At 73.4% G+C, this 19,541-nt stretch carries 18 protein-coding genes; 11 read left to right on the top strand and 7 right to left on the bottom strand.

Annotated features, from left to right (window positions below):
- Positions 1-45: 45 nt before the first annotated feature.
- Positions 46-5,511 (bottom strand): ATP-binding protein, encoded by a 5,466-nt coding sequence (locus tag NH2_RS10945; protein WP_067652126.1) that lies wholly within the window; start codon positions 5,509-5,511, stop codon positions 46-48.
- Between the two features lie 553 nt (positions 5,512-6,064).
- Between NH2_RS10945 and NH2_RS10940 the strand changes: the two genes are divergently transcribed.
- Entirely contained in the window at positions 6,065-6,538 is a 474-nt protein-coding gene (locus tag NH2_RS10940; protein ID WP_245650506.1) for an SRPBCC family protein, read from the top strand.
- A gap of 68 nt (positions 6,539-6,606) precedes the next feature.
- Here the strand turns inward: NH2_RS10940 and NH2_RS10935 are convergent, their stop codons facing one another.
- On the bottom strand, positions 6,607-8,163 hold the full coding sequence (locus NH2_RS10935; RefSeq protein ID WP_067652123.1) for a glycosyltransferase family 39 protein: 1,557 nt from the start codon (positions 8,161-8,163) through the stop codon (positions 6,607-6,609).
- A gap of 215 nt (positions 8,164-8,378) precedes the next feature.
- Here NH2_RS10935 and NH2_RS10930 point away from each other — a divergent pair, with 215 nt between their 5' ends.
- Together NH2_RS10930 and NH2_RS10925 are read left to right on the top strand one after the other, a co-directional pair.
- Complete coding sequence (locus tag NH2_RS10930; protein ID WP_245650505.1) at positions 8,379-9,392, top strand: alpha/beta hydrolase; 1,014 nt, start codon at positions 8,379-8,381, stop codon at positions 9,390-9,392.
- A 140-nt stretch (positions 9,393-9,532) separates the two neighbouring features.
- Entirely contained in the window at positions 9,533-10,570 is a 1,038-nt protein-coding gene (locus NH2_RS10925) for an alpha/beta hydrolase (protein WP_245650504.1), read from the top strand.
- A gap of 56 nt (positions 10,571-10,626) precedes the next feature.
- Here NH2_RS10925 and NH2_RS10920 read toward each other — a convergent pair whose 3' ends face one another.
- On the bottom strand, positions 10,627-10,974 hold the full coding sequence (locus NH2_RS10920) for a PIN domain-containing protein (RefSeq protein ID WP_067652120.1): 348 nt from the start codon (positions 10,972-10,974) through the stop codon (positions 10,627-10,629).
- Positions 10,975-11,174: 200 nt separating this feature from the next.
- Here NH2_RS10920 and NH2_RS10915 point away from each other — a divergent pair, with 200 nt between their 5' ends.
- Complete coding sequence (locus tag NH2_RS10915) at positions 11,175-12,470, top strand: glycosyltransferase (RefSeq protein WP_067652117.1); 1,296 nt, start codon at positions 11,175-11,177, stop codon at positions 12,468-12,470.
- A gap of 146 nt (positions 12,471-12,616) precedes the next feature.
- Positions 12,617-13,264 (top strand): phosphate signaling complex PhoU family protein, encoded by a 648-nt coding sequence (locus NH2_RS10910; protein ID WP_067652114.1) that lies wholly within the window; start codon positions 12,617-12,619, stop codon positions 13,262-13,264.
- A gap of 9 nt (positions 13,265-13,273) precedes the next feature.
- On the opposite strand, the gene NH2_RS10905 is transcribed toward NH2_RS10910, so the two are convergent.
- A complete protein-coding gene (locus NH2_RS10905; protein ID WP_067652111.1) occupies positions 13,274-13,468 on the bottom strand; it encodes a hypothetical protein in 195 nt (64 codons plus the stop codon).
- Between the two features lie 232 nt (positions 13,469-13,700).
- Positions 13,701-14,741: a PucR family transcriptional regulator gene (locus NH2_RS10900; RefSeq protein WP_067652108.1), complete on the bottom strand. Its 1,041-nt coding sequence runs from the start codon at positions 14,739-14,741 to the stop codon at positions 13,701-13,703.
- A gap of 175 nt (positions 14,742-14,916) precedes the next feature.
- Here NH2_RS10900 and NH2_RS10895 point away from each other — a divergent pair, with 175 nt between their 5' ends.
- From NH2_RS10895 to NH2_RS10880, 4 genes are all read left to right on the top strand, one after another.
- On the top strand, positions 14,917-15,339 hold the full coding sequence (locus tag NH2_RS10895; RefSeq protein ID WP_067652104.1) for a fluoride efflux transporter FluC: 423 nt from the start codon (positions 14,917-14,919) through the stop codon (positions 15,337-15,339).
- The gene (crcB, locus tag NH2_RS10890) at positions 15,336-15,716 is read left to right on the top strand and encodes a fluoride efflux transporter CrcB (RefSeq protein WP_067652101.1); all 381 of its coding nucleotides are present in this window, start codon (positions 15,336-15,338) and stop codon (positions 15,714-15,716) included. The genes NH2_RS10895 and crcB overlap by 4 nt, the downstream gene beginning before the upstream one ends.
- On the top strand, positions 15,713-16,045 hold the full coding sequence (locus tag NH2_RS10885) for a YnfA family protein (RefSeq protein WP_067652098.1): 333 nt from the start codon (positions 15,713-15,715) through the stop codon (positions 16,043-16,045). The genes crcB and NH2_RS10885 overlap by 4 nt, the downstream gene beginning before the upstream one ends.
- 63 nt (positions 16,046-16,108) lie before the next feature.
- On the top strand, positions 16,109-16,300 hold the full coding sequence (locus NH2_RS10880; RefSeq protein WP_067652095.1) for a DUF3072 domain-containing protein: 192 nt from the start codon (positions 16,109-16,111) through the stop codon (positions 16,298-16,300).
- Between the two features lie 34 nt (positions 16,301-16,334).
- Here NH2_RS10880 and NH2_RS10875 read toward each other — a convergent pair whose 3' ends face one another.
- Positions 16,335-17,792 carry an aldehyde dehydrogenase family protein gene (locus tag NH2_RS10875; RefSeq protein WP_067652092.1) on the bottom strand — a complete coding sequence of 486 codons (1,458 nt, stop codon included), beginning with the start codon at positions 17,790-17,792 and terminating at the stop codon, positions 16,335-16,337.
- 292 nt (positions 17,793-18,084) lie between these two features.
- On the opposite strand from NH2_RS10875, the gene NH2_RS30160 reads away from it, so the two are divergent.
- Both NH2_RS30160 and NH2_RS10870 read left to right on the top strand, forming a co-directional pair.
- On the top strand, positions 18,085-18,210 hold the full coding sequence (locus NH2_RS30160; RefSeq protein ID WP_281202021.1) for a hypothetical protein: 126 nt from the start codon (positions 18,085-18,087) through the stop codon (positions 18,208-18,210).
- Between the two features lies 1 nt (position 18,211).
- The gene (locus tag NH2_RS10870; RefSeq protein WP_067652089.1) at positions 18,212-18,619 is read left to right on the top strand and encodes a roadblock/LC7 domain-containing protein; all 408 of its coding nucleotides are present in this window, start codon (positions 18,212-18,214) and stop codon (positions 18,617-18,619) included.
- A gap of 3 nt (positions 18,620-18,622) precedes the next feature.
- Here the strand turns inward: NH2_RS10870 and NH2_RS10865 are convergent, their stop codons facing one another.
- Positions 18,623-19,453, bottom strand: a complete 831-nt coding sequence (locus NH2_RS10865; protein ID WP_067652086.1) for an alpha/beta hydrolase — start codon at positions 19,451-19,453, stop codon at positions 18,623-18,625.
- Positions 19,454-19,541 lie beyond the last annotated feature (88 nt).

Raw genomic sequence — 19,541 nt, 5'->3', positions numbered from 1 at the left:
AGGGCCGCCCGCTGGGTTCAGCGGGCGGCCCTCGGCGTCAGCGGATCAGCCGTTGAGCTTGGCCTCGATCGCCTCGATGATCTTCGGCCGCAGCTCGGCGGCGGAGATGATCGCGTCGACCGAGCCGACCTGCACCGCGCGCTGAATGCTGTGCACCCCGTCGAACTCGGCGGCCACCTCACCCAGCTTCTCGGCGCGCACCGAGGACCGCATCTCGTCCAGCTCGGCGGCGAGCGCGGCGCGCTCGGTGCCGGCGAGCGCGCCGAGCTGCTCCTCCCGCTCCCGGATCCGGGAGTCGGCGGCGGTGCGCTTGTTCACCTCGTGCGAGAACACCACCGCCGCGGCGGGGGCGCCGCCGAGCACGGAGGCGAAGGAGCCCTCCAGCGCCAGCACCGTCATATTCGGGTTCAGCGTCTTGGAGAACACCACGAACGCGCCGCCGTGATAGCGGGAGATCACGGTGAAGACGATCGGGCCCTCGAAGTTGACGATGGCCCTGCCGATCTCGGCGCCGTACTCCAGCTGCAGCTTGCGCATGGACTCCGGGGAGCCGTCGAAGCCGGAGAGGTTGGCCAGCACCACCAGCGGCCGGTTACCGCTGGCCGCGTTGATCGCCCGCGCGGTCTTCTTGGCCGACCGCGGGAAGAGCGTGCCCGCGGTGTAGGTGTCCGGCCCGTCGGTGGACGGGAAGCCGCGCCGCGGCACGCCGCGCGACTCGATGCCGACCAGGCACACCGGAATGCCGCCGAGCCGCGCGTCCTGCACCACCGCGGTGTCGGCGTCGGCCATGCCCGCCCAGCGCTCCAGCACCTCGTGGTCCTGGTCGGCGACGGCTCGCATGACGGTGCGGATGTCGAACGGCTTCTTGCGATCCGGGTTCTTGGCCGCCGAGAAGATCTCGCCGACCGTGGTGAAATCGCTGTCCGCCGCGGTGTGCGGGAAATCGGAGATGTCGCGGTTCACCGGGTCGGTTGTCGGCACGCGGCGCGGCGCCTGCTCGCCGGGCGCGATGTAGGTGTGGTCGTAGTGCGCCATCAGCACGTCGCGGGCGGCGGTCAGGTTCGGCGCCCAGTACTGCGCCTGGCCGTTCGGGCCCATGACCCGGTCGTAGCCGCCGATGCCGAAGTTGTCCTCGGCCGAGACGCCGCCGGAGAAGTCCAGCGCCTGCTTGCCGGTGAGCACCATGGCCGAATCCGGCGTCATCACCAGCACGCCCTTGGTGTGCATGAGCATGGTGGCCTCGGCGTTCCAGTACGGCTGCGCGCCGACATTGATGCCGGTGACCACGATATTGATCTCGCCGCCGTCCTGGGTGAACTCGACGATCCGCTTGAGCGCGGCCGCCACCCAGTCCATGTTCTCGGTGCCGGAATCCATCGAGATCCTGGCGCCGGAGGAGAGCGCGTACCACTCCAGCGGCACCCGCAGCCGCTCGGCCAGGTCGAGCGCCGCGATCACCCGGCGGCACTCGGGCTCCGACAGCGCGCCGAGCGACTTGATCGGGTCGCCGAGCAGCACCACGCGGGTGACGCCGTCCGGGTGGTGCGCGGTCTTCGTGGTGACCACGCCCGCGACGATGGCGGCCTTGTTGCGGCCCTTGGGCCGGTCGACCGGGACCAGCGCGTGCGCGGCGTCCAGGTCGTACTCGGCGAAATCGCCGAGCAGCCCGGTGAGCTCGTACGGGTAGACGGTGTTGCGGCTCGCGGCGCGCAGCACCTTCTGCCGGTACTCGTCCAGCGGTTCGACCGCGTCGTCGGTGCGCTCGCCGATGGTGACGGTGGTGCCGGTCGGCTCGAAGCCGATCCGCACCGCGACCTTCACCAGCTCGCCGGTCTTCGGCTCGGTGTGCCGCGCGATGATCAGGATCTCCTCCAGCCCGGCGCCCGCCGGCTGGATGCGCTCCACGATCATGTCGAACTCGGCCCTGGTCAGGTCGGCCGGGGGCCAGATGTACATGACGATGCGGTTGGTGTTGAACTTCGCCGCCGAGCGGCGCAGCGCGCGCGCCCGCCGGATCGAGTCCAGGCAGGCGGCCACGGTGTTCTCCGCGGTCGGCAGCGCCAGCAGCCTGCCCTCGTGGTCGCGCAGCGCCGTGAGGTCGCGCACCTGGGTGAAGGCGACCAGCCGCTCGTCGGCCGGGTTCTCCTTGGCCACGCAGCGGAACAGGTACACCTCCTCGTCCGAGGAGGGCTGGCGGGTGAGGTCGAACTTGCGCAGCCTGGTCATCTGCATGCGCTGCGCGATGTAGGGGTGCAGGCCGCGGATGAGCCGTTCCTCGGTCATGCCGGTGGCCGACGGCCGGAACGTGAAGTGGTGGTGCATGACCGCCCCGCCGCTGCCCGCGACGGTGATGGTGACCCGGTGCACCTGGTTCGGCAGCGCCCGCCGGGAGAGCACGTCCTGCAGGACGGCGGCGGTGGCGTCGAAGTCCTCCGGCTGGCCCTCCCAGCTCAGGTAGATATCGGCCTCGATGGAGGCGGCGCCGCCCGCGAGCTCGGTGAGCCCGGCCAGCGTGGCATCGAGCGCGTCGAACCGCACCGCCGCCGAGACCAGGCTCAGCCCCTTGCGCTCGGCGACCACGAAGGTGCCGCCGCCCGCCCGCTCGGTGCGGACGTCGGTGAGCCCCTTGTTGCCGTAGTAACGCCTGGTCAGCACCTCCAACATCACGGTGTTGTCGGTGTTCTCGACGGCACCGCGGACCAGGCGCTGACCGAGCAGCCGGACCAGCGGCTCGGTGCTGCGCACCATCTCGGCGATCCGGTCGGCGCGGTCGGCGGCGGCCGGATCGGCGTCCAGGTGCCGCAGGTGCTTGCGCACCTCGGTGTAGACCTCGGCGCGGTTGCGGCGCAGCAGCGGCTGGCCGTACCAGGAGTAGACCAGGCCGCGGGCCAGGTCGGCGATGGCCGGGAAGCGCACCTGGGTGGCGCCGACCAGCCGCTCCAGCGCCAGCCCGACCGGCTCGCGCAGCGCGCGCTCCGGGGTCGGCTCGGCCAGCCACTCGCGCAGCAGCGCGGTGATCACCTCGACGGTGTCGGCCGGGCGCTGCTGGGCCAGGAAGATGCGGAAGACCGCGGCCTCCAGGTCGGGCGTGCGATCGAGCTCGGTGACGCCGTAGTGGCCGAGCGCCTTGGCCAGCTTGGCCCGCGAGGGCTCGGGCAGCCCGGCGCGCTCGACGTCCAGGCTCTGCATGTAGGTGTGGAAGTACTCGCGGGCGCTGTGCACGTGGCTCTGCCCGCCGCCGTCCTCCTCCCAGGAGCGGTTGTGCCCGAGCTCGGCGATATCGGCGAAGACCTCGATCAGCTCCACCTCCTCCGCGAGCGGGCGCCGGTTGTCGGCGACCGCGGCGCGGCGGGCGGTGAGGTACTCGGCGAGCACGCGGCGGTCGTCGTGCGGGTCGACGTCGAAGCCGAGCAGCAGGCTGCGCAGATCCTGCAGCCCGCGCGCCACCCGCTCGTGCGGCGCGGCCGGGACCGGCTGCTCCGGCAGGTCCAGCTCGACGGCCCGCTCCTCGGTCTCCTCACCCGCCGCGTCGTCGTCGGTGAGCGGCTCCAGCCGCAGCAGCGGCGCGCCGGTCTCGACCTGGGTGCCGACGCTGACCGACGACTCCTTGAGCCGGGCCCGGAACGGCGCGCGCAGCACCGTCTCCATCTTCATGGACTCCAGCACCAGCACCGGGGCGCCTGCCTCGACCTCGTCGCCGACCTGCAGCGGGGTCGCGACGACCAGCGCGGGCGCGGGGGAGCGGACGATGCCGCCCTCGGCCCGGCTGATCCGGTGCGTGACGCCGTCCACGTCGACCAGGTGCACGGGGCCGTGCGTGCCGGTGGTGAGCCGGTAGCGGATGCCGTTGACCACGATCTGGCCGGTGTGGTGGTCGAAGCGCTCGACATCCACGTCGGCGGTGCGCAGGTCGTCACCGGCCTCGACGCCGACCCGGAAGCGGTGCGCGCCGATCCGCGCGACCCGCGCCCGGTAGGTGACGCCGCGCAGCTCGAGGTCGTGCGGGCGGCCGCTCTGGTGCTGCACCTGCGGGCGCCCGCCCGCGGCGGTGGAGAGCAGCCGGTCGCGCTCGACCCGCTCCTCCTCCTCGTACGCGTCGATGGCGGCGGCCGCGACGGCGACCGTGGAGTGCCGGTGCGAGACCAGGCGGCCCTCGGTGCGCACCCGGTCGATCCAGCCGGTGTCGGCGCTGGCGTCGATCACCTCGGGCTGGGCGAGCAGGTCGAGCACGAAGCTCTTGTTGGTGGCGCCGCCCTCGATGACGACGCGGGTCTGCTGCATGGCCCGGCGCAGCCGGCCGAGCGCCTGCTCGCGGTCGCTGCCGTAGGCGATGATCTTGGCGATCATGGAGTCGAAGTCGGCGGGGATGGTGTCGCCCTCGCTGACGCCGGTGTCCACCCGGATGCCGGGCCCCGCGGGCAGGTCGAGCCGGGCGATCCGGCCGGGGGCGGGCGCGAAGTCGCGATCCGGGTCCTCGGCGTTCAGCCGCGCCTCGATGGCGTGGCCGCGCTCGGCGGGCGGGGTGCCCTCCAGCTTCCCGCCGGAGGCGACGTGCAGCTGCGCGCGCACCAGGTCGAAGCCGGTGGTGGTCTCGGTGATCGGGTGCTCCACCTGGAGCCGGGTGTTCACCTCGAGGAAGGCGAAGAGCCGATCACCGGGGTGGTAGAGGAACTCGACGGTGGCCGCGCCGCGGTACCCGACGCGCACCGCGAGCCGCTCGGCCGAGGACTTGAGCTCGGCGGCCTGCTCGGCCGAGAGCACCGGCGAGGCCGACTCCTCGATGATCTTCTGGTTGCGCCGCTGCACCGAGCAGTCGCGCACGCCGAGCGCCCACGCCGTGCCCTGGCCGTCGGCGATGACCTGCACCTCGACGTGCCTGGCGCCGGTGACCAGGCGCTCCAGGAAGACGACGCCGCTGCCGAAGGCGCGGGCCGCCTCCTGCCTGGTGCGCTCGTAGGCGTCGATCAGCTCATCGGCGTTGGTGATGACGCGGATGCCGCGGCCACCGCCACCGGCGGTCGCCTTGAGCATCAGCGGGTAGCCGATCTGCTCGGCGGCGGCGAGCGCCGCGTCGACCGAGTCGACCGCGCCGCGGCTCCACGGCGCCACCGGGACGCCGACCTCCTCGGCGATCAGCTTGGCGCCGATCTTGTCGCCGAGCTTGCGCATGGCGTCGGCGTTCGGGCCGATGAAGGTGATGCCGATCTGGTCACACAGCTCGGCGAAGGCCGGGTCCTCGGCCACGAAGCCCCAGCCGACCCAGGCGGCATCCGCCCCGGTGGCGCGGAGCGCCTGCTCGAGGACCTTGAGGTCGAGGTAGGGGCGGGCAGCGGCCGGTCCGAGGTCGTAGGCGATATCGGCTTCGCGCACGAACGTCGCGTTGCGGTCGACATCGGTATACAGAGCGACGGTCTCGATGGGTACCGCCGTCTCCGCGGCCAGGTCCCGGACGGCGTGGATGAGGCGCATGGCGGCCTCGCCCCGGTTCACGATGGCGATGCGGCTGAACACTCGACGAATCCTTCCTCTCCTGAGATCGGCACGGTGGGCGAGGGGGACGCGCCTCCCGAGTGCGCCCAGTGTGCACCCTACGGTGCCGTAACCGCACCCCGAACTGCGGTTACCCGTGCGTACGTTGCTCTGGTCATCGTCAAAACATGGCTTTCGCAGCGAAGGCACGCGGAGATTCGGCCACCACAGCCGTGAGCTCCTCCGCGTGTCGGCGGTCTGCGTCTCACCGGCACCGTACCCGGAGCGGAGGGCGGATCGGCGACCGATCGGTGCTGTCGATCGCACCGGGCCCGATCGCGATGGTCCTGCTCCGACCGGGTGCCCGTGAGCGAGCGCGGTCCGCGCGGGCGGCTCAGCCCGCCGCGGGGCGGTCCAGCGCCGGGTACCGCGCCCGCGCCGCGCTGCTCCGCGATGGCGAGCTGCCCCGCCCCCGCGCAGACCGGGCAGGTGCGGGCGCCCCGGCCACCTCGGCGCGGTGTGGTCGGCCGGGTCATGACCAGTGCGCACTCCGATCGCCTAGAGTCCGACACGACTCACATCGAAGGAGGCACCGGTGAACGCGTTCGATATGACCGTGTCGCGGGAGGTCGCAGCCGGCCCCCAGGCGGTGTGGGCGGTGCTCACCGACCTCGACGGCGCCGAGCAGGTGCTCTCCGGTGTCACCCGCATCGAGCGGCTCTCCGATGACGGCTACCGGGTGGGCACCCGGTGGCGCGAGACCCGCACCGTCATGAAGAACGAATCCACCGAGGTCATGTGGGTCGCCGAAGTCGACGCACCGCGGCGCACGGTGGTCCGCAGCGACAGCAACGGGATCTCCTACGCCACCACCTTCACCCTGACACCCATCCCTACCGGCACGAACGTCACGGTGGCATTCGCGGGCGACTACACGAATCCGTCGGCCTTGACCCGGGTCCTGGGCGTACTCACCTCGGCACTGGGCCGGCGGATCACCCGGACCATGCTCACGCGGGATCTCGCCGATATCGCCCGAGCGGCCGAAGCCCGGGAACCCGAGAGGTGACGGGCCGAGCGGGCAGATGCCGGTGACCGTGGCGCCGCGCGGCCGAACGGCGGGATCCGCGCCGGTCGCTACCAGCCCGCGTCGAACTGCGGATCGGCCAGGGTGCGCCAGGCCGCGGCCCAGCCGTCGGCCGGTCGGTCGCAGCGCCAGATCGTGACCCCGGCGGAGAGGCCGGGGAAGCCGAGCGGGGAATCCGCGGTCGCCACCGCGGTGGCGTCGGGGAAGCGGGCGCGCCAGGTGGGGTCCGGTGCGCCGGTGAGGATGTAGAGGACGGTTCGCGCGGTCTCGGGCGGCGGCCCGAAGGTGGCGTAGCCGCGGTTCGGGCTGTGTACCGCGGGCAGCTCGGTGAGTGCTTCCAATCCGGCTGCCTGCCAGTAGTTCTCGGTGACGATCGGGGTGCCTGCGGGCACTCGCGCATAAGCCCGCTCGGTGGTGGCGGTGAACTCGGCCCAGCCGGTTGTCCCGGTGAATCGCAGCCGATCGGACATCTCCCGCTGGGTGTGTGCGGGTTCCCGGACGGCGGACACCGGCAGCGCGAAGAGCAGCACCACGGTGAGCGTCAGCGAGATGGCGCCGAGCGCGGCGGCGCCGAGCCGCAGCAGCGCCCTGCTGTGCACCACCGCCACCGCGCCGACCCCGAACACCACCGGGAAGAGCCCGGCCAGGTAGTAGGGGCGCCCGCCTGCCAGCGCGACGAAGGCGGCGAGCAGCGCGGCGGCCGCGGCCAGGAATCGGTAGTCGCGCAGCTCCGGCGTGCGCACCAGAGCCCAGAGCCCGGCCAGGCCGAGCGCGGTGCCGAGCGGTCCGGTGAGCGTGACGACGTGCACCGGGAGCTGCACGATGCCGCCCGCCACCGCCTGCTGCTCGCCGCGGATCACCGCGCCCATGGCGAGCTGCGGCCAGCCGTGCGCGGCCTGCCACAGCACCGCGGGCAGCGCGGTGAGCGCCGCGACCCCGCCCGCCGCCCACAGCGCGGGCCTGCCGAGCAGCGCGCGCGGCCCGAAGGCGAGCACGCCCGCGACGACTCCGGCGAGCAGAACCGGGACCAGCGGCTTCACCTGGAACGCCAGTGCGGCGGTGAGCGCGACGCCGACCAGCAGCCCGTCCCGCCCGGTGCGCACCCAGCGCACCAGCAGCCAGAGCAGCAGCCCCACCAGCAGGGAGTCGACGGCGTAGGTGGAGAGCGCGGCGGACTGGAAGATCAGGAACGGGGCGCCCGCCGCGCCGACCGCGGCGAACACCTGCGCCCGCCGGTCACCGCCGAACTCCCTGGCGCACACCGCCGTCAGCACCACCGTCGCCACCGCGCAGAGGATGGCGGGCAGCCGGAACACCGTGCGCGACCCGGGGGCGACGGCGTCCATGGCGTAGGCGAGCAGCGGCAGCACCGGCCCCTGGTCGACGTAGCTCACCGCGGGCCGGTGCCCGGCGGCGAGGAAGTACAGCTCGTCGCCGTACCAGTCGTAGCGCCCGGCGCGCAGCAGCAGGAGCGCGAGGGTGCCGAGCGCGATCACCGCCACCCAGCCGGACGCGAAGGCGGGCAGCGGGTCGCTGCCCCGGTAGCCGGTGATCGGGGCGGGGAGCGCGCGGGCGAGCCGGTCGCGCACGGAGGTCTGCTCGATCATGCGGCGCTCCGCCCAGTCGCGCCGCGCGGAATCGCGGCAGTCGGTCGAGTGAACATCACGGGGCGGCGCGGATCGATGGTCCGGCGCAATTCTGTGACCGATACCAGAGCTACCGGGGGATCGATGCCCGCGGATCCCAAGAACCGCGGATACCGCTGTCTCCGGTGCCGAATCGGCTCTAGCGTCGCGGTATTCCCCCAGCTCGGAGGTGTCCCGTGTTCGACCCTCGCCGCGCCCTGCGGCGCTTCGGCTGCCTCTGGCTCCCGCTGCTGGCGGCCGTGGCGCTCGCCGCCCCGGTGCCTGCCGAGCCGGCGCCGCCCCCCGCGCCCGCCGAAAGCCGGCTGCTGACCGTGACCCCGGGCGCGGGCCGGACGCAGCGGGTCGCCGTGTACTCCGCCGCCATGCGCGCGGACATGGGGCTCACCGTCTTCCCTGCCCGCGACCCCGATGCCCCCGCCCCGGTGCTCTACCTGCTCAACGGCGCCGCAGGTGGCATCGACGGCAGCAGCTGGATCGACCACGCCGACCTGGCCGGCTTCTTCGCCCGCGAACAGGTGACGGTGGTGGTCCCCGACGGCGGCGAGGGCAGCTACTTCACCGACTGGCGGGCCGACGACCCCGCGCTCGGCAGGCAGCGCTGGGCCACCTTCCTCACCGCCGAGCTGCCCGCGCTCATCGACGGGGAGTTCCACGGAACCGGCGCCGCCGCCGTCGCCGGGATCTCCATGGCCGCCGCCTCGGTCTTCCAGCTCGCCGTCGCCGCGCCCGGCCGGTACCGGGCCATCGGCTCCTACAGCGGCTGCGTGCGCACCTCCGACCCGGTGGGCCAGGCCATGGTCGCCGCCGTCGTCGCGCGCTGGCGGGGCAACCCGGCCAATATGTGGGGCCCCTTCACCGATCCCGCCTGGGCGGCCAACGACGCCTACCTGCAGGCCGAGAAGCTGCGCGGGGTGGCGCTCTACGTCAGCGCGGGCACCGGCGCGCCCGGTCGCTTCGACACCGTGGAGGAGCTCGACGGCAACCCGGGCAAGCTCGCCGACCAGATCACCCTCGGCGGCGCGCTGGAGGCCATCACCGCGCGCTGCACGCACCAGCTCCAGGACCGCCTGCGGCAGCTCGACATCCCCGCCACCTTCGACTTCCGCCCCACCGGCACGCACTCCTGGAAGTACTGGGAGCAGGACCTGCACAACTCGTGGCCGCTCTTCCGGGCGGCGCTGAACCGGTGAGACGCCGTTGTGACAGCTACCAGTGCGCGCCGCGGCGTTTCAGCACCGGTCCCAAACCCCGCGAACGGACTTGCCGGAAACGGAGAACACGTCCTAGCGTTCGGCCACACAACTGTTCGGTGATGCACGGGAGGTGCCTCGTGGCCGTTCCCGGTGCGCGGAGAACGCGGCGCTCGGGCGCGCTCGCCCTGCCGTTGGTCGCTGCCGCCGTGCTGGCCACGCCGGTCTCCGCCGCGCCCGCCCCGGCGCCGGCACCGGACGGCCCCGGTGTGATCGAGGCCGGGTCGCGGCTGGTGGCGACGAATCGAACGGCGAGCCGGGCGCTGGAGGTCAGCGTGTACTCGGCGGCGATGCGCGCGGACATCGCGCTCACCGTGCTCCCGGCGAAGAATCCGGCCGCACCCGCGCCGGTGCTGTACCTGCTGAACGGCTCCAGCGGCGGCGACCTGGGCAGCAGCTGGATCGAGCAGACCGACGTGCTCGACTTCCTGGCCGGCGAGCAGGTCACGGTGGTGATCCCGAACGGCGGCGCGGGCAGCTACTACGCCGACTGGCGCACCGACGACCCGCTGCTCGGCAGGCAGCGCTGGACCACCTTCCTCACCCGCGAGCTGCCGCCCATCGTGGACGCCGCCTTCCACGGCACCGGCGCCAATGCCGTCGCCGGGATCTCCATGGCCGCCACCTCGGCGCTGCAGCTCGCGGTGGCCAGGCCGGGGCTCTACCGGGCGGTGGGCTCCTACAGCGGCTGCGTGCGGATCTCGGACCCGCGCGGGCAGGCGGCGGTGGCCGCGGTGGTCGGACGCTGGGGCGGCGACCCGGCGAACATGTGGGGCCCCTTCGACGACCCGGCGTGGACCGCCAACGATGCCTACCTGCACGCGGAGGAACTGCGCGGCACGCTGCTCTACATCACCACCGGCACCGGCCTGCCCGGCCAGTTGGACACCGTCGACCCGGCGCGCGACACCCCGGCCGAGCTGCTGGACCGGATGACGGTCGGCGGCGTGCTGGAGGCGGTCACCGACCAGTGCACCCACCAGCTCCGTGATCGCCTGGCGGAGCTGAACATCCCCGCGACCTTCGACTTCCGGCCCGCGGGCACCCACTCCTGGGCCTACTGGGAGCAGGATCTGCACAATTCGTGGCCGCTCTTCCGGGACGCGCTCGCCCGCTGACGACGAACGGTCGTCCCCGCCGGGCGCGGCGGCGACGCCGCTCCTGCCGCTGCCGGTCAGCCGAGCCGGTCGAGCAGTGCCCGCGGCCCTTCGGTCCGCGCCCCCACCGCCTCGACCCGGCGCCGCAGTTCCCGGTCCGCCGTCACGACGGTGACGTCGGTGCCCGCCGCGGCCACCTCGACGATGGTGTCGTCGCCGGCGCCGGGCGCGGCCACCACCCGCACCCCGGCGTACTCGGTGCCGTCGAGCGCGGCCTTCGCGGCGCCCTCCAGCACCACGACCACCTCCTCCGGCAGCGCGGCGGCGGCGAGTTCGGCGAGCAGCCTGCGCGCGGCGCCTGCCCGGTCCCGCCACCAGCCGTCGGCCCTCGCCCCGACCACGTTCGCGGCATCGACGACGATCATCCGGCCACCCTACGAGCCGGGGTTCCGCCGCACCGGCCCGGCCACCCGCGGCCACCCGACTGCGCGCCCCGGCGGCCGGGTCGTCGTCGGCGGCGTGCCGTTGCGCCCCGCCCGAACCGCGCCGATCGCGGGGTGAAACGCGCGCGGGTTCGCGCGCCATATTCCTCCGACAGCCGCCCCGCCCGCTCCGGAGGAAGCCCATGCCGCACCACCTGCTCGCCAGCGTCCCCATCCACGGCCACGTGACCCCGCTGCTCGCGATCGCCGCCGACCTGGCCGGGCGTGGCGACCGGGTGACCTTCCTGACCGGCCGCCGCTTCGCCGACGCGGTCGCCGCGACCGGCGCCGAGTTCCTCCCGCTGCCCGCCGAGGCCGACTACGACGACCGGCTGCTCGCCGAGCGGGAGCCCGGCCCCGGCGGCATCGCCGGGCTGCGCCGGGACATCACCGACACCTTCCTGCGGCCCGCCCGCGCCCAGTACGACGCGCTGCACGCCCGCGCGGTGGCGAGCTCGGCCCCGCCGGACGTGGTGATCGCCGACCCGACCTTCATCGGCGCCGCACTGCTGGCCGCGCACGACCGCGAGCACCGGCCCCCGGTCGTCTCCGCCGGGGTGGTGCCGCTGACCCTCTCCTCCGCCGCGGTGGCGCCGTTCGGGCTGGCCAGGGCGCCGCTGCGCGGACCGCTGAACCGCCCCCGCAATGCCGTGCTGCACGCCGTGGTGCGGCGGCTGATGTTCGCGCCGGTCCAGGCCGACCTGGACGCCCTGTTCCGCGCGGTGCACGGCCGCCCGGCCGGCGCCTTCCTCTTCGACCTGCAGCGCACCCTCGACGCCGTGGTGCAGCTCTCGGTGCCCGGCTTCGAGTACCCGCGCCCCGACGCCGGGGTGCCGATCCGCTTCGCGGGCCCCATCCTCCCCGGCACCGCGGGCGGCGAGCTGCCGCCGTGGTGGGACGAGCTCGGCACCGGCCGCCCGGTCGTGCTCGTCACCCAGGGCACCATCGCCAATACCGACAGCACCGAGCTGATCCGCCCCACCATCGACGCGCTCGCGGGCGAGGACGCGCTGGTCGTCGTCACCACCGGCGGCCGGCCGATCGCCGAGCTGGGCGCGCTGCCGGGCAATGTCCGTGCCGCCGAATATCTTCCGTACGACCGGCTCTTCCCCCTGCTCGCCGTCTTCGTCACCAACGGCGGCTACGGCGGCGTGCAGTACGCGCTGGCGCACGGCGTCCCGCTCGTGGTGGCGGGCGCGACCGAGGACAAGCCGGAGGTCGCCGCCCGGGTCGCCTGGTCCGGCACCGGCATCGACCTGCGCACCGGGCGGCCCACCCCGGCCGCGCTGCGGCGCGCGGTCCGGACGGTGCTCGGCGAGCCGCGCTACCGGACCGCCGCCGCCGGGCTGGCGGGCGAGATCGCCGCCGCACGCGGCGTCGACGAGCTGGTGGCGGTGGTCGACGCGCTGCGCCGCGGCGAGCGGCTGCCGATCGGCTGAGCCGTCGGGCCGGGGCCGGAGCACCGCCACGCCGGTGAGCCTCGGCGGGGTGCGGTGCACCCTTCGGCCGCACCTCCACCGTCACCGGACCCGAGGGGTTACCTCCTCACGCCCCACGACGGCTGACCCGGTGGTTGTATGGGGAGATGCGAACCCGCTTCCACCAGGAGCTCGAACAGCTCGCCGTGATGCTCGAGCAGATGTGCCTGGGGGACCGCGATGCCGTCGCCATGGCGACCGACGCCCTGCTGAACGCCGATATCGAACAGGCCGAGCGGGCGATCGACCTCTGCGCCCGGGTCGCCACCATGGGCGAGGAGTGCGAGGAGTCCGCGGTCATGCTGCTCGCGCTGCAGGCCCCGGTCGCCTCGGAGCTGCGCCGGGTGGTGACCGCGCTGCAGCTCTCCGGCAACCTGGCCAGGATGGGCGGGCTCTGCGCGCACATCGCCGAGCTGGTGCGCCGCCGCCACCCCGACCCGGTGATCCCGGACTCGCTGCGCGACACCGTCACCCGGATGGGCGCGGCCGCGGTGCACATGGCGGGCGACGCGGCCCGGGTACTCGCCACCGGTGACGCCGATGGCGCGGCCGGGCTGGACGCCGAGGACGACGTCATGGACGGGCTGCACCGCGACCTGCTCAACGCGGTGCTCGGCCCGGAGTTCTACGACGGGGCGCCGACCGCGGTGGACCTGGCGCTGCTCGGCCGCTACTACGAGCGCTTCGCCGACCACACCGTCGAGGTCGGGCGCCGCACCGTCTTCATGACCACCGGGGCCGTCCTGCCGGAGTAGCCGGGCGGCTCAGCGCAGGTCGGCCACGTCGAGCCCGAGCATGTCGAGCAGTGCGCTGCACTCGGCGGCATCGCGGGAGTACTCGGCCACCGTCTTGGCCGCGAGCGCGGCCCGCTGCTCGTCGGCCGCCTTCTCGGCGGCGCGCACGTGCGCGAAAGTCCTGGTTTCCTCGTGGTCGGTCGCGGTGGTGTTGGACGCGGGCAATGCTGCTCCTCGACTCGTCCCGGCGAGAATCCGGGTGCCGTCACCCGAGGCCGGAAGCGGCGGGCGCCGCCCCTGGAATCGGGAACGGCTTCGCCGATCGCCCTGACGCTACCCCGTCCGCGCCCCCTTTTGCCCGGCTACCGGGGAATGCCCACCGGCAGGCCGCACGGCGGCGCGGCGGCCGGGGTCGACTGGCACCCCGCCGGCGCGGTTGGGCGGCCCGGAGCCTGCGCTACCCCGCGACGGCGTGATGCGCGTGCGCGATGAGCGCCGAGCGCAGCGTCCAGGCGCCGTCGACGGTGGTCAGGTCGTAACCGGTGAGCCGGGTGATCCGCTTGATCCGCAGGTCCAGGGTGTTGGGGTGGATGCGCAGCTCGCGGGCGGTGCGGCGGCGGCGCAGCTCGTTGCGCAGGTGCGCGCGCAGCGTGGTCAGCAGGTCCGGCTGCTCCTCGAGCGGGCGCAACACGGCGGCGAGCCGGTCGCGGGCCGGGCCGGGCAGCGTCAGCTGGTACTCCAGCGCCATGTCCTCGAAGAGGTAGAGCCCGCTCGGGTAGCGCAGCGCCGTCAGCGTGCCGAGCAGCCGCCGCACCCGCTGCGCGGCAGCCGGGATGCGCGGCACCGGCGCCGATTCCACCGTCGCGAGCAACGTGACCCCGGCGGCCTCGGCCAGCTCGCCGACCAGGGCGCGCAGCTCACTTCTGCCGTGGCGATCCGCGGGGAGCAGCACGATGCCGCCGGTGTCGTCGAGCAGCGCGAGCACGTCCTCGCCGCAGCGACCGGTGAGCACCGCCCGGACCCGGTGCGGCCGCTGCCCCGGCTCGCCGTCGTCGTCGAGGTCGGCGGCGAGCGCGAGCACCAGGTAGCGCGGGGCGATCGGCAGGCCGGGCGGGGCGGCGTCGAGCGTGCCCGCGAGCAGCGCCGCGGTCAGGGCGCGCACCGCGTGCCGCCGCTCGGCGATCAGGATCCGGAGCTCGCGCAGGTAGCCGGTGGCCACGGTGGTGACCATCAGGTCGAGCACCTCGACCACCCGGCGCAGCCGGGCGGCCAGCTCCGGCTCGCTCCGGTCGGCCGCGCGATCGAGCGCCGCGGTCATCGATGCGTGGACGGCGTGCTGGATGGTGTCGAGCGGCAGCTCGTCGCGGGCACCGTGCACGGCGAGCAGCTCGAGCCGGGCGATGGCGCCGGGCTCGTCGTGGCCGTCGAGCAGCGCCCGCGCGCACTCCGCGCAGGTGCGCGCGAGCGTTCTGTTATCGGTGATTCGTAGTGCGGTCATGTCCGTGGTGCCCGATCGGTCCTATTCAGAGCCGGTCCGGCTCCATTCGACGGGTAATAAGTTACTGAATATTCTGCATGATTCCTAGGGGTGCACCGGCGTGGATGATCTTCGGGGCCGCGGTCGGCTAGGCTCGCCGCACTGCTTTCGCACCGGGTGGAAGGAGTCCGGCCGCATGCCGACGCCGCTGGTCCCGCTGCGCTCGCTGCTGCTGGTCGGTGCCGGCGGGCTCGCGGGCGCCGCACTGCGCTACCGCCTCGGGGTCTGGTTCCCGCACCGGGCGGGCGGCTGGCCCGGCGCCACCTTCGCCGTCAATGTCACCGGCGCGTTCCTGCTCGGGCTGCTGCTGGAGGCGCTGGTGCGGATGGGGCCGGACACCGGAGCACGGCAGCGGGTGCGGCTCACCGTCGGCACCGGGTTCCTCGGCGCCTTCACCACCTACAGCACGCTCGCCGTCGACACCGACCTGCTGCTCCGCGCCGGCCACCCCGGGACCGCCGCCGCGTACGCCGTCGGGACCGTGCTCGCGGGCGGGCTCGCGAGCACCGCCGGGATCGCGCTCGGCGCGCTGCTGCACCGCCGCGGGGCCGCGCGGTGACCGCGCTCCTGGTCGCGCTGGCAGGCAGCGCCGGAGCCATGACCCGCTTCGCCGTCGACGCCGCGATCAAGCGCCGCTGGGCGCCGAACTTCCCGGTGGCCACGCTCGTCGTCAATGCCACCGGCTCGCTGCTGCTCGGCATCCTCACCGGCCTGGTGCTGCACCGGCACGCCGCCTCGCAGCTCGAGCTGGTGCTCGGCGCCGGCTTCTGCGGCGGCTACACCACCTTCAGCACCGCGAGCGTCGAGACGGTCCGGCTCGTCCAGGACCGCCGCTATCGCGCGGCCTTCGCCTACGCCTTCGGCGGGCTCGCCGTCACCCTGCTCGCCGCCACCGCCGGGTTCGCCCTGGCCGCGCCCCTGGGTCGCGCGGGATGACCGTGCTGCGCTCGATCCTGCTCTTCGCCGTGGCCGCGCTGGCCGAGATCGGCGGGGCCTGGCTGGTCTGGCAGGGGGTGCGCGAGCATCGCGGCTGGATCTGGATCGGCGCGGGGGTGATCGCGCTCGGATGCTACGGCTTCGTGGCCACCCTCCAGCCGGAGGCCGAGTTCGGCCGCATCCTGGCCGCCTACGGCGGGGTCTTCGTGGCGGGCTCGCTGCTGTGGGCCATGGCGCTGGACGGCTTCCGCCCGGATCGCTGGGACGTCACCGGTGCGCTGCTCTGCCTCGCCGGGGTGGCGGTGATCATGTACGCCCCCCGGGATTGACCGGCGGCGATCGGGGTAACGCCGGAATCGAACACACGTTCTGACGAATGGGAGGAGCCATCCATGGTGCAGCCGACGCCGGAGAAGGACCCCGAGGAGTGGACCACCGGGGACGAGCCGATGACCGGTCCGCAGGAGTCTTATCTGCACACCCTCGCCCAGGAGGCGGGCGAGGACGTCCCGGAGGAGCTGACCAAGGCGCAGGCCTCGCAGCTCATCGACGAGCTGCAGCAGCGCACCGGCCGGGGCGCCTGATCGGCGGCCTGCGCGGCACCGTCGTCCCCGACGGTCAGAGCTGAGCCCAGACCGACTTCGTCTTGAGGTACGCCTCGATGCCCTCGCGGCCGAACTCGTGGCCCCAGCCGGACTGCTTGTACCCGCCGAAGGGCACGTTGTGGTCGAAGTTCAGCTGGCTGTTCAGCGTGACCGTGCCCGCCTGGAGCTTCTTGGCGATGCGGTGGCCGCGGCTGAGGTTGGTGGTCCAGGCGGTGGCGGCCAGGCCGTAGGTGGTGTCGTTGGCGAGCGCCGCGGCCTCCTCCTCGGTGTCGAAGGGCAGCACCGTGACCACCGGGCCGAAGATCTCCTCCTGGTAGAGCCTGCTGGTGGCCGGGTCGACCCCGGCCAGCACGGTCGGGTGCACGAAGTAGCCGGGGCGGTCCAGCCGGTACCCGCCGGTGACCACCTCGACGCCGTCGGACTTGCCCTCGTCGATGTAGCCCATGACCCGCTTCAGCTGCTTGGCGCTGATCAGCGGGCCGCTCATGCAGCCCTCCTCCGCGGGGCTGCCGAGCTTGAAGTTGTTCGCGACGGTCGCGAGCCCCTCCACCACGCGGTCGTAGACCCCGCGCTGCACGAAGATCCGGGAGCCGCAGACGCAGCCCTGGCCGGAGTGCACGAAGATGCCCATGGCGGCCATGAAGATCGCCATGTCCAGGTCGGCGTCGTCGAAGATCAGCACCGGTGACTTGCCGCCGAGCTCGAGCATGACCTTCTTCAGGTTGCCGGTCGAGGCCTCCACGATCTTCTTGCCGACCTCGGTGGAGCCGGTGAAGGCGATCTTCTCCACGTCCGGGTGCGCGGTGAGCGCGGCGCCCGCGGTGTGGCCGTAGCCGGTCAGCAGGTTCACCACGCCGTCCGGCACGCCCGCCTCGCGGATGATCCGATCCAGCAGCAGCGCCGAGAGCGGCGTCTCCTCGGCCGGTTTCACCACGCTGCTGCACCCGGCGGCGAGCGCGGGCGCGATCTTGGCGCAGGCGTTGAAGATCGGCCCGTTCCACGGGAAGATCAGCCCGACCACGCTGTGCGGCTCCTTGAGCGTGTACGCGTGCATGGTGGCGTAATTGCCGGAGACCCCGCCTGCCATCTGCACCTCGTAGGCGCTGCCGTTGGTCTTGGTGCACCAGCCCGCGTAGTAGCGGAAGAACTCCGCGCTGGTCGGCAGGATCATCTGGGCCTGGGCCAGCGGCATGCCGGTGTTCAGCGAGTCCAGCTCGGCGAACTCCTGCGCGTGCGCGTCCATCAGGTCGGCGATCTTCCACAGCACCTTGGCGCGCTCGCGGGCGGGCTGCTCGTGCCACACCCCGGCCTCGAAGGCGGCCTTGCCGCGCGCCACCGCCTCGTTCACCGCGTCCGGGCCACAGTCGGTGAACTCGGTGATCTGCTCCTCGGTCGAGGGATCGATGATCGGAATGACGTCGCCCGATCCCGGGCGCTCGCGAATTTCGTCCAGAACCGACTGCAGTGTCATGGCGAGTCCCCTTCGGTGCCGAGCCTCGACGTCCTCGAGTGCTGTGCACTTGCTTAGCACCGCTGGTGAGCCGGGGTCAATACGTTGCTCTCAAATATGGAGAGTGTTATTCTCGCACGGTGATTCCGGCCGGAGGGAGTCAATGGCGATCCCGGTCAGCGGGACAGAATCGAATTGCCCGGCCGGGCTTCAGTAGTTTGTGGCGATGTTCACAATGAGACTCGGTGTCCGAACCAGGGTCGGCCATCGCGCTGGATCCGAGTCCGACTCCGCCGGCGGTGGGGGCCGCCCGGTGCCGCCCGAGCGCCACCGGCATGCCGGCTTCGACCCGCGCCCGCGGGGCGCCGCCGCCCCCCGCCCGGGCCCGGCGGAGCGGCCGCGGCTCACCGCCGAGCAGGCCGATGGCAAGGAGAGCTGAGATGACCGCACCCGACCCCGGTGACCTGAACTGGATCCTGGACGACCTGGTCGAGCGGCTCGCCGGGGTCAGGTACGTGGTGGTGCTCTCCACCGACGGCCTGCTGCTCGGCCGCTCGAACGCGCTCGGCCAGGAGGACGCCGAGCACTTCGCCGCCATGTCGTCCACGCTCTACGGCCTGGCCCGCAGCGCGGGCGCGCGCTTCGAGGGCGGCGGCGTGCGGCAGGCCATGATCGAGCTGGACCGCGCGGTGCTCTTCGTGACCGCGGCCGGCCCGAATGCCTGCCTGGCGCTGCAGGCCACCGACACCGCGAACCTGGGCACCGTCGCCTACGAGATGAACCTGACGGTGCAGCGGGTCGGCAGCTACCTCACCACCACGCCGCGGCACAGGCCCGCGGGAGGCTAGCGCTCAGCGCCGGGTCGCGCGGGCCGCCGCGACCACCACCCCGGTCACCACATCCGGCCGGGAGACCAGCGAGGCGTGCGCGGCATCGACCTCGGTGGTGGTCCCCGGCGCGGCCCGCGACGCCATGAAGCGCTGCAGCGCGGGCGGAATCACCCGATCCTGCTGCGACACCAGGTACCAGCTCGGCACCGAGCTCCAGGACGGCGCGCCCGAGGGCTCCAGATTGGCGGTCAGCGCGGCCGACTTCTGGTGGTCGAACATCTCCGCCGCGGTGGCGGCGTCGACGTCCTGCGCGAAGACCTCGTGGAAGTACGGCTCGGCGATGTACCCGTCCAGGTTGCTGCCGCCGGGCCCGGTGGCGTCGGCGACCACGCCCAGCTGCAGCGCGGGCGGCAGCAGGCGGCTGCCCGGATAGATGATCGGGTTCAGCAGCCCCTGCACGAACTCGCCCTGCGCCGGGGCGAAGGCGGCGATGTAGACATTGGCGACCACGTCCGGGTCGTCGGCATTGGTGATCACCGCCCCGCCGTAGGAGTGCCCGACCAGCACGATCGGCCCCGCGATCCCGGCCAGCGCGCGCTCCAGCGCCGCGGAGTCGTGCGCCGGGCCGCGCAGCGGGTTGTCGAAGGTGCGCACCGGGTAGCCCTGCGCGCTCAGCTGCGCGGCGACGTCGCGCCAGCCGGAGGAGTCGGCGAAGGCGCCGTGCACCAGCACCACGGTCGGCGTCGCGCCCGGCTGGGCGGCCGCGGGGGCGGCGGCGAGGCCGAGCACGGCGGCGGAGACGGCGACGGCGGCGGCGAGGCGCCGTAGGCGGGTGGAGCTCGGTTCGGACATGGCTTCGTCCCTTTCGTGCGGTTCGGTCGCGCTCAACGTAGGACGCCCTCCCGGCCGGAATCTGGCTGTGCGTGCACACCGCTGTTCC

It is taken from the genome of Nocardia harenae NBRC 108248 (assembly GCF_001612885.1).
Lineage (GTDB): Bacteria > Actinomycetota > Actinomycetes > Mycobacteriales > Mycobacteriaceae > Nocardia > Nocardia harenae.
This window is presented reverse-complemented; position numbering and strand designations above follow the sequence as displayed.